Origin of the sequence: Okeania hirsuta, from assembly GCF_003838195.1 — a bacterium.
In the GTDB taxonomy this organism is placed as follows: Bacteria; Cyanobacteriota; Cyanobacteriia; order Cyanobacteriales; family Microcoleaceae; genus Okeania; species Okeania hirsuta.
This window is the reverse complement of the sequence record NZ_RCBY01000233.1, coordinates 1-10,959: the sequence shown is the minus strand read 5'-3', so window position 1 is coordinate 10,959 and position 10,959 is coordinate 1. Positions and strand designations below refer to the sequence as shown.

Here is a 10,959-nt window from a genome sequence, read left to right as displayed (position 1 = left end):
GTCGCATTCGTCACCAGCTCAAAGGATTTGATTGTTTGCTTTCCGGCGATTGAATCAGTTCTGCAAGCAGTGTCCTAACCGCCTTGGCGGTTGCTATATAAATAAATGACCAAGGACTCAGGAGTCAGGAGGCAAGAAAGAAGAAGAAAGAGACAGTTTTTTGATTGCGCTCTTATCCGGACATGATATTATGCCTAAGTCCTAAAAGTATTGGCATTGCTGATTTGGGGTATGATTTGTATTTTTTGGCGATTGCTAAACTATATCAATGACAAATATTTGAGATTCTTCAGTTTTTATTTTCATACCTTGATTCAGCAACGCCAAAGTATTAATCACAGCTCGATCTTAGAGCTGATTTATAAAGTAAATGTTAAATTAGCTAATCTCTTGACCATTAGGCAGATTCAGGAACCATAAATCATGGTCTCACTCACTTGTGAATACACCTCATAATCTTTACTTAAACGCCTAAATCTGTTTAACAATTCCATTTGTGCGTTCCACAATCCACCGCTTCGGTAGTTTCTCAAAAGTTTTGGTTTTTCGCTCAATTACTTCCACTAGTACTCGTTCTCCACAAACTTTCTGAACTGCCTTGGCGAAATTTTTACCAGAATATCCTTGATCTACCCATATCACTTCCAGTGAGCGACAACTTATCTCTGGCTTCGTTGAGCACAACTATAGCTCCCAATCTCTCAGAAGCATTTGCTTGAGTTACTCAAACACCTATTAATAGTCCTTGAGAGTCTACAACTATATGGCGCTTACGCCCTTTAACCTTTTTTCCACCATCGAAACCATAGACACAGCCCTTTTTTCTGTTGTTTTGACTGACTGAGAATCAGCGAACGCCACACTAGAATTTTGACCTGTTTCTAGTTGAACTCTTAGTTTTTGGCAGACTCGAGCGTGGATTTGCTCCCATATACCACGACGTTGCCATTTCTGAAAATACCTATATACAGTTGTGTAGGGAGGTAAGTCATGGGATATCATTTCCCACTGACATCCAGTCCGTTGTACATAAAATACACCGTTGATCATCTCTGTTAAATCCACTTCAATGGGATGACCAAACCCTTTTGGTTTAGGTAGCAAAGGCTTGAGTATTTCCCACTCTAAATCACTTAGATCACTTGGGTATAGCTGACGTTGAGGCTTAACGAGCGCAGGTATACGGCTGATTAGTCACAATTATATCTAGACTATCATTGATAGTAAAACTATGATTCACTCTTATGTAGCTTTCTTTAGATTTTCTTTATTAATCAGCTCTTATAGAACCCCTAACCGTATCTTTTATTGAAATACAAAGGCTTCAGGAAAGCCGTTTTAAGGAGCCTAACAACTATAAGGGTTCAGGAAACCGAAAAATTATGAAAAATGACTGCCAGAATCATAAAACCCAGATGGGTATTGAACTTGTAACTTCTTAAATAGATACCAAATGGCTTCCATAGATATAGTACTACGCAAATAGGTTAGGGCAATGATAAACACTCAAATGAGTGTCAGGGATTACTTCTAACTTCTAACTTCTGACTTGCGCGTAGCGCTATAACCATCCTTTACTTATTGAAGCCATCTAGCAATATCTTTCGCGTGGTAAGTTAAGATCAAATCGCTAACCAGCACGTTTTAGAACTACGTTATTGACTAAGAAAAAGTTTATGGGATCTTGATCTAAAATTTAATACTCAAATAACAATTCTTTATATTTAGTATGGCCAATTGATCGTAATCACATCACTAATTAGTAAAATTTGATATAATTTAAAATTTTTGACAAACCACTTTCCCAATGCTCAAAAAAATAAAAACTATAAAACAAAATGTTAAATATCACCAAAATAAAAATTTAGTACTAAAATGCAGCAAAAGTTAAAATTTTTGCTACTCAAATTACTTAGGAGTTAATATTATGAATGAATCGGCACCTGTGCCAATAGGAATTGTAGGTGCTTCCGGCTATGGCGGGGTGCAACTTGTCAAGCTGCTTGAGGATCATCCAAAGGCTGAGGTTGTGTACTTGGGGGGTGACAGCAGTGCGGGGAAACCTTTTTCTTCAATCTACCCTCACTTGGAGCATTCTGTAGATTTAATGGTAGAGGCAATAGATTTGGACAAGATATCCAGTAAATGTCAGGTAGTCTTCCTTTCTCTTCCCAATGGTTTAGCTTGGAAGATGGCACCAACTCTGTTGGAAAAGGGATGTAAAGTATTGGACTTATCCGCTGACTATCGATTTTCTAATTTAGAGACTTATCAATCTTGGTATGGTGGAGAACGCACAGATAAACAAATAGTTGCAACTGCTGTCTACGGGTTACCAGAATTGTATCGCGATCGCATTGCCAATGCTCAACTTATAGGTTGCCCTGGTTGCTATGTCACGGCTAGTCTTTTAGCACTTTCCCCACTATTTAAACAGGGTTTGATAGTACCGGAAACTGCAATTATTGATGCGAAGTCAGGGACTTCTGGAGGTGGTCGCAAAGCAGCTATTAATATGTTACTAGCTGAGGCGGATAATTCTATTGGTGCTTATGGAGTAGCTAGTCATCGACATACTCCAGAGATTGAACAAATTTGTGGTAATTTGGCTGGTTATGATGTGAAGGTGCAATTTACTCCTCATCTGATACCAATGGTGCGGGGAATATTAGCTACAGTTTATGGTACTCTGCGAGACCCTGGGTTAGTGCGAGAAGATTTGCTGACTATTTATAATGCTTTTTATCGTAATTGCCCTTGGGTGAAAGTATTGCCTAGTGGTACTTATCCTCAAACTAAATGGACTTGTGGCACTAATCTCTGTTATCTTGGTATTGAGGTGGATCACCGTACTGATAGAGTGATTATTATGTCAGCTATTGATAATTTGATTAAAGGTCAAGCTGGTCAGGGTGTTCAGTGTATGAATTTGATGATGGGTTGGGAAGAAACCCTGGGATTACCCCAGTTGAGTTTTTATCCCTAACAGTATAGCGCTACGCACTAGGGAATAGGGAACAGGGAACAGGAAATAGCAAACTGTCAAAGGGTTTTAGGATTGAAAAATGTCTTAACCAGTTCTTGTAGTTCTATATATATAGATTTGTTTTCTGTTGCTTGCTAAAGCTGAAAAACATGGACGATCCAAGACTTATATCTACAAAATGTCTATGTTTTTACGTCATTAACTAGCTATAGCGCGCTTCAGCATTTTCCTTACCGGAATGCTTTGCAAACAGCGCTTCAGCTTTTTAAGCTTGGATTAAATCCCGGCAGCTAATGCGCAGGATAGTTGAGTCGGGGTTGAAATCCCCGACGAGAGTGTCAAAAAAAGTCAATCATGCTGAGTGCTGACCGCTGAGTGCTGACTGCTATTTAATCGAAGAACGTGTCTAGGATTGTCTAGATTTTTAGAAGGTGTCTATCCATACCCAAATTTGTTTCTGGCAGTTAGTTAGTTTTCAGTGGTGTTATGCCATCTACTAACCTAACTGCTGATATCAAATCCGGTTAAACAGTTATAGAATGGTTAAGTCGAGTTGGAGTCAGAAGTCAGAATTGCTGAATTCAGGAGGAGAAAGAATTAGAAAGATGAGCGTAGTTATGGCAATTGGAGAATTTTTTTTATGTCCAATTAAGAGGATTTGATATGACTTCTAGGCTTAAACTTTGTGCTGTAGATGGAGCGATCGCCTTTTGATCGGGAATCGGAAGTGGTATAGTTCTTTAGCTTTTAATATCATGTCTCTTTAGAATACCCACAATAAAAAATTTAGGGAACAGGGAGAAATTTATTAGAGAAAATATCTTTATTATGATATCATATCGGGTAGCATCGGATCATGTATAGAATTCAGTCAAAATTGTAAGAAACTCTTCAGCTCCCCCTGCCTTCTGCCCTTTGCCTTCTTCCACAGGCAATTTCATCTACTGCTGAAACTGGATTAAAGCTCATATTAAATCAGCCACTCGGATGGATTTAAAAGCTACGGAGCTATTCAGGAATGGCTTCGCTGTGAATATGGGGAAGATGTTGATTATAAAACTCTTTACGGAATCATCAGATCTAAATTTAAGGCCAAATTAAAACTTCCCAGAAAGTTTTCAGTAAAAAAAGAACCAGAACCAGCTGAAAGCTTTAAAAAAAAACTAATATCTAACTGAGAAACTATTAAATTTTTACTCGTCAATTTTTCCCAAGATTTCTGTAAACAACCATTACGCTATTTTTGCCAAGATGAAACTCCTATCGGTTTAAAAACAATTGAACCTCGATTAATCACTGCTTGTGGAGTCAAACCTACTGGAAAAGTCCAATGGGATTTCAAAGCTATTTATATATATGGGGTTGTGGAACCCGCCACGGGAGAATCTTTGTTTTGAGAATTTTCTCATTTGGATGCTGAATGTTTTCAAGTTTATTTAAACCAATTATCTGCTCAATATAATAATAGTATAAATATTATCCAATTAGATAATAGTACAGCCCATACAGCCAAAAAAATCAAAGTTCCTGAAAATATTATTTTACTATTTCAACCCCCACATAGTCCAGAAATTAATCCCATAGAACGACTTTGGCAATACATGAAGGATCATTTAAGTTGGGGAATATATGAAACTTTAGAAGATTTGAGAACAAATCTCACAGAGATGATTAACAACCTCTCAAATGAAATTATAGCATCAATAACAGGGTGGAATTATATTGTTGAGGCTTTAAATATAGCCAATTTATGATCTATGAAGATTAATGCCTCTATCAGTTGACGATCGCTGCTACAAAAATCACACAATTTTTCAGAAATGGTATAAGTATTCAAGCAGACATGATATGGCTAATTAATGGGCGTTGTCAGAAAAGAAGATGATTGAGAGAATGATCAGCGTGTAAAGTTCAAGGAAAAATGCAATGGAATATCCAGAATGCCACAGTCACCACATCCATAAAAATGGTCACGCGAAAAGGTAAACAAAATTATATCTGTGTCAAGTGTGGTCGTCAATTGATCGCAGAATATCAACCCATACGGATATAGTGATGATCTCAAACGCAACTGCTGGAAAATGTATGTTAATGGCACGAAAACCCATGCCATAGAGAGAATTACAGGAGTTTCACGCACAACTATTATGGATGGGGTCAAACTTGTGGGAATACTTCTACCAGATGCCTATGAGGCAGAAACTATCCCAGAGATCGGAGAATTGGAGCAACTAGAAACCTTATAATTAAGTCGTGCAACCCCGCCTTGACTGGCGAAATATTTTTGGAGAGTTGCTCACGCATCCCCTACTTCCCCTCCTGGGAGGGGTTAGGGGTGGTTTAACTTCTGACTTCTGACTTCTGACTTCTGACTTCGTTAACGAACCACACCGCCACCTACGGGCCGAATATCTTCCCCTGAGAAAGGAGTTGTACCACCTTGCCAGTTGAAGTCACTGATCCGGAGGCTAAATGTACCAGTTTGTCGTCTGGGACTAAAAGTTAATATGACTCCATAAGTACGACGACTATATTCTAATGTGATTCGATCGTCGAGAATATCACCATTTTCTATGTTGATTCCACTTTGATAGCCAACCCGAAAACCTTTATAAATCTGTTGGACAAGACCAAATAAGAGGACATTCGTGTCTTCAACGCGGTCAAAGAAAAAAGGTGACTGACCACTTAGACCTGTCTGGCTATAAGTTAAGTTGAATCCAGTATAATCAAAAAAGTCTCTGGAAAAATGTCCAAACTGACCAGTAAACCCAAGACTGCCACGAAGATAAGATTGGTCTTCATCGTTACTATAAAGGCTAGTAGCACCAGTCAGTCCTAAGACCATTTGCACAAATGGAACTACTGGTTTGCTGGTATATCTCAAGCCTTCGGTCGGGGTCGCTGGCAATGCTTCTCCACTCCAGATAGTTAGTGGGTATCTCAGAGAGACTACGCTCTGGAAACGACCAAGGTCAGCTCGTGCTTTAGCATCGTCGTCATCATTTTCATCATTTTCATCGGGTAAGGGTTCAAATGGTTGGAGGTCTGTTAATAATTCCCGACGGTCTGTTCTGGCATTGACAACTTGATAACCTGTCTGAAAACTTAGTTGGGCACCAGTTTCTCCTAGTGGTATTAGGGGGGAGGTAAGAACGACACCTGCGCTGCTGTGAACTGTTTGAAATCCTAAACTACCATTGAATAAGCGATCGCGATAACTATACTCTCCTGTTAAATTGTAACCTTGGTATAACTGTCTTAGTCGAACGCTACCCCGAAAGTCGTCTTCTTCTAGGTCGGGAAAGTCTTTAAATGTGAGAAATGTGGCTCGTCCTTCTAGTTGAGTTGTGGGGGTTATGGAACCGTTTACCGAAGCTTTGAGACCAAACACATTATCATCTATGGGGGAGTCGCCTTCATCTCCTAAAAAGGCTCTTTCTAAGTAATATTGGGGAGTTAGTCTGACTTGAAATGGTATTTGAAGTGGGGGTTCAAATGTAGTTTCAACAAATAATCCTCCTCTATCATCTTGGTCATAACCAATTTGAATTGGCAGGGGGTCTCTTTGGTTACGGTCAATAATTGTTCGTTCGCGAAATAGTGGTAAACTAAAGCGATTGTCGAATACTAACCGTGCTTTTTTGGTGATTAGTTCATCTTGAAAGGGTGATAGGGGTTTGAGTGTAGCACGCTCGCTTCTTAATTCTACTTCTGGGGGTGAGAACGGATCGTTGGTGAGTCGGAGATTTGTGGCTTCCCAGGTGCCTGCACCTAATAAGTTGAGACGGTCTGCTTCAAAGCGCAGTCTATTAACTGTTCCTGCTTGTTCGGGTGCTTCTAGTTTGGGTTCAAATGTAACTTTTGTGCCTTCAGTTGCTTTGACATTTGTTGGTGGTTGAGTAGCACTGATGCGATCGCTTAATGTTCTTGCTTGTAATGCTCCTACTCCTTCTGTGGTGGGTAGGGATGATGAGGATGTTTCTTCGGCGTTACCGACAAATATAATTCCACTTGCTTGTTCAATTACTCCTTTGTCTAGGGTAAAGTTGTATTCCATGCGTTCTCCTAGCAATACTTGTTGCCCTTGAGTAAAAACAGCATTTCCCGTAGCCAGGAGTTGACGAGTTGTTAAGTTAATTTGTACTTTGTCTGCGTTAACGAGTCTTTGACTAAATCGCACTATTACTTTACCTTCTGCTGTAATTAGTCGCCGTTGGTCGTCATATTCTTGACGCTCTGCTGTTACTTCTACTACATCTGCTGGCAAGGGTACTGTAATAGGTTGTTTATTTTCTGTTTCTTCGTCTGACTCTTGGGTTTGAGATTCTGGATCTGCTATGGGAACGGGTGTTTCTTCTTCTTTTGATTCTTGGACATCTGGCTGGTCTATAGGTTGTTGCTCTTGGGGAAGATTGGGCAATTTTGGGGAACTATCTTCTATTGTTTGTCCTATTTCAAGTGTTTGTTTTTGTGTCTGTGTTTCAAGTTGCTCTGGTTGACTGAAAAATTTTGAGGTAATTATTTTTTGCTTGGTACTTGCAGTATTCTTACTGAAATGTTCTAGAATGTCTCTACTGTTTGAGCTATATAAGTTTATTTGTGTAGTAGTTTCTTCTTCTTGTTTTCTGGCTGTATATTCGGAGAAATTTGAGAAGGAAGTAGAGGAGAATGTTAGTTTTCTATCTAAATTAATTTGGTTTTCGATAGTAGAAATTTTTTCTGCTGATGATATATCTATTTCTACAGGTGGTCCCAGACTTGCTGAGGTTGTATGAATTGGACTTACTGGACTAACAGGGTCAAAGGTGGATTTAATTTGAGGAATTTTGTATAATACGGTTTCTCTGAATTCTTGTCCTGAGAAAGTGTTTTTTGCAGACAATATGATTTCCTCAGTCCCCTGGTTTGATTTTGGCAGTGGGCTAGGTACTTGCTGTCGTAATTTTGTAACAGATTGGGTTACCGTTTGTGAAGGGAGGGTTTCAACTATTGGAGGTAGTTGTGGTGGGGGCAGAGGATAGGACATATTTCAGATAGAAACATTAAGCTCAAAGGTTAAAGATCGGAGTCGATCATAAACTTAAGAGTTAGAACTTTTACAGAAGATTTATCAATTCAAGAGTAAAAATCTAATTAGCTTGGCCTGGAGATTACTTTTTTCCACTCTTTAGGGTCTGGATATATTATTAAGTTACTCACTGAATTTGATTTTACATATCATATTTTATAAATTATGTCAAAAACTAGCCTGGAATATAACACTTAATCAGATTAGTGGACTTCCAGGCTGACTGAAATCTTGGTGCAAGTTTTTACTCAGTCTCTAAAAATATAGAGATTTTATTACTCCATATCTCGACCACTAGGGTTACGAGCAGGATCGTTGGACAAGAATCCAAAAATGAATAATGCAACAAAGAAGAGGACGACAATATTAACGACTATTTTTAGAGTTAGCATCTATTAGTTTTCTCCCAGGATGTGAAAAATTGATATTGATTATGAAAAATCTACAACTTTCTTATCATATCTAAATATTGTCTCATTTGACTACAATATATGTGTCAAATATTTTTCAACTTCTTTTGGCTCCATTGCCAGACTTGTGCAAATACTTTTTCTATCCAGGTCATAACCACATCCACCCATCCCAATATTTCTTCTAGAGGATGTTTGATATATCCTATTGAAACTGAGGCTACTTCTAAGCAGTCTTGTTCTTGCTGGTAATCTGGCCTACTATCTTCTCTACTATAATATTGAATCGAAACTTTGGCATTTTTTGTGGTCTGGGAAAAGTTTTGTTCATTTGTCTTTGTTAAAGTTTTGATGCTCCTGCCTCGATTTTCTCTAAATCTGATAGTTTCTATGTTGGCAGAATTATTAGAAGTGAAAATGGTCTTTTGAGAAGAGTTCTGTACCTGGTCTTCCTCTTGTTTTACTTCTAACAATGATTCAAAGGGTAATTCTTCTATGTTAATAGGTGGTAGTAATTCATTTAAACCTAGACTTCTAGTAATTGGGTGTATGTAATGTTTAGCTATATTGTTAATAAAGTCACGGAAAATTAGATTGGAACTTGACAATAATGGCAGTGTTTGGTAATTATTTTTTTCCTGAATTAGTTTATTTTTCTCCGGGGGTAATTTCAATTCCTCAAATAGATTGAACCATAAGGCTATTTGACTGGTTTGCACCCAGGCCATAATTTGCCAGAAAATACTCATATATCTAGAGTTGGGTGCAATTTCGGCGCATGGTTGAAGTTGCAATGGGGTGTTGTTTTCTAAGTAAGCTGTTAAGATAAGTGGCTGTTTTTGTTGGTCTTTGGTCAAAAGTTCAGATTTTTGATGATTATCTGCCAGGGTGTCTTGATTTTCAAATTTAATGTCTAGTCTTGGGAAAAGTTCAGATTTGGGTTTAATTAGGGAAGAAGTTGAGGTGTTTACTGGGAGTTTAGCTGCTGGTGGGGTGACTGTTTGTATTGTTGTTAGTGATGCTTGCTGAATAGGTTGGTTAGTATTTTGATGATTTTTAGTTGTTTCATTATTGACTTTATTTGTGATTTGTGGTTTTTTTACGGATGCCTTTTTTCCTAGCTGTTTGACTGCTAGGCGAGAGGTTTGCAGCAACACATATATTGGATAAAGTAGCAATTGAATTGTGTTGGTAGTTGCAAATTTTACTTGATTGAAGACGCGATCGCTTCTATCTAATATTTGGCGATATTTTTCAGAAACAAAGTTTAATACTTTACTTTTATAAGGACTTGATGTCATTTTTATTTTAAATTTTTGATAGGGGTAGGTTTATTTATTTTCATGATTTTCTTTTTCTTGCTCCGTCTTTATGTGCTCGGAAACCTCAGCGCAGGCAGTGCGCTTTTTTGAAGCAATAGGGAATAGGAGAAGGCGATCGGATAATTTTTATAGAGTTAAAAGTGAACTAATTATAGAGAGTAGTATGTTACTAAACAGCTTTATTATATCTCAGAAGCGAAGTTTTATGAGACTCTGGAGTTAGGAATAAGTTTGTTTCAGTTATGAGTAAATTGAAATATGAAATATGATTTGGCTTTACTTATCTATGGAGTAGCTAAGGTTTTGATGAAAATTTTTTTTCTATGAGGAAAGCTAATCAAGGACTTAGGTGAGTTGCAAGAAAGTTGTTGTTAGAAAAAAATCAGAATCTACTTCTACATCTCAATTTCAATTAGAAAGAATATCGGGCAAGGCAAACGCATCTTATTTTGAAGTTCTAACAGGGCAAGGATGTTAGGGTTCTGAGTGTTTATACTTATTACTTCTCTAAAGCTTAACTGTAGAAGGTTCCAGAATTTAGATGCGTTGGCCCTGGAATATCGGGGAGTTTGTTGAATAAATAGTCATGCGTAGGGGCGAATAACTCCCAATACATAAATTTTCTCACAACTTTTTGGGGAATGCAAGGCAAAAAACCTGACAGATTTTTTTGAGCTTCACAAAATGCTTATTTTGCTCTTCTCAGTAGAGTGGAGCGATCGCTCATCTATATATAGCTATCGGTAAAAAGTGCAGTGTTTTTAGTTGAATAAATAGTCATGCGTAGGGGCAAACAACTCCCAATGCATAAATTTTCTCACAATTTTTTGGAGAATGCAAGGCAAAAAACCTTGGCATCACGTTTTTTTTCTGGAGCTTGACAAAATGTTTTTTTTGACTCTACTGAAATGAATATTTTCTCTCTGTTCTAAATTGAGTGGAGCGATCGCTCATCTATATATAGCTATCGGTAAAAAGTGCAGTGCTTTTAGTTGAATAAATAGTCATGCGTAGGGGCGAACAACTCCTAATACATAAATTTTCTCACAATTTTTTGGGGAATGCAAGGCTCAAAACCTCACAGATTTTTTTGAGCTTCACAAAATGTTTTTTGTGACTCTACTGAAATGAATATTTTCTCTCTGTTCTAAATTGAGTGGAGCGATCGCT

5 protein-coding genes and 2 pseudogenes are annotated in these 10,959 nt (G+C 37.9%); 3 read left to right on the top strand and 4 right to left on the bottom strand.

Annotated features, from left to right (window positions below):
* Positions 1 to 407 precede the first annotated feature (407 nt).
* Positions 408 to 1,182 (bottom strand): annotated as a pseudogene (locus D5R40_RS26145) (IS5 family transposase).
* A gap of 745 nt (positions 1,183 to 1,927) precedes the next feature.
* Between D5R40_RS26145 and argC the strand changes: the two are divergent.
* The 3 genes and pseudogenes from argC to D5R40_RS40080 form a co-directional block, all read left to right on the top strand.
* Positions 1,928 to 2,986, top strand: a complete 1,059-nt coding sequence (gene argC / locus D5R40_RS26140; protein ID WP_124145590.1) for an N-acetyl-gamma-glutamyl-phosphate reductase — start codon at positions 1,928 to 1,930, stop codon at positions 2,984 to 2,986.
* Positions 2,987 to 4,395: 1,409 nt separating this feature from the next.
* Positions 4,396 to 4,740, top strand: a complete 345-nt coding sequence (locus D5R40_RS26130; RefSeq protein WP_124145589.1) for a transposase — start codon at positions 4,396 to 4,398, stop codon at positions 4,738 to 4,740.
* Between the two features lie 172 nt (positions 4,741 to 4,912).
* Positions 4,913 to 5,226 (top strand): annotated as a pseudogene (locus tag D5R40_RS40080) (IS1/IS1595 family N-terminal zinc-binding domain-containing protein); the annotation flags it as partial.
* Between the two features lie 137 nt (positions 5,227 to 5,363).
* Here D5R40_RS40080 and D5R40_RS26125 read toward each other — a convergent pair.
* The 3 genes from D5R40_RS26125 to D5R40_RS26115 all read right to left on the bottom strand — a co-directional run bounded on the left by D5R40_RS26125 (position 5,364) and on the right by D5R40_RS26115 (position 9,768).
* Entirely contained in the window at positions 5,364 to 8,015 is a 2,652-nt protein-coding gene (locus D5R40_RS26125; RefSeq protein ID WP_124145588.1) for a DUF3769 domain-containing protein, read from the bottom strand.
* Positions 8,016 to 8,332: 317 nt separating this feature from the next.
* Entirely contained in the window at positions 8,333 to 8,449 is a 117-nt protein-coding gene (locus tag D5R40_RS26120) for a photosystem II reaction center protein I (protein WP_124145587.1), read from the bottom strand.
* A 104-nt stretch (positions 8,450 to 8,553) separates the two neighbouring features.
* Positions 8,554 to 9,768 carry a hypothetical protein gene (locus D5R40_RS26115; protein WP_124145586.1) on the bottom strand — a complete coding sequence of 405 codons (1,215 nt, stop codon included), beginning with the start codon at positions 9,766 to 9,768 and terminating at the stop codon, positions 8,554 to 8,556.
* Positions 9,769 to 10,959: the final 1,191 nt, after the last annotated feature.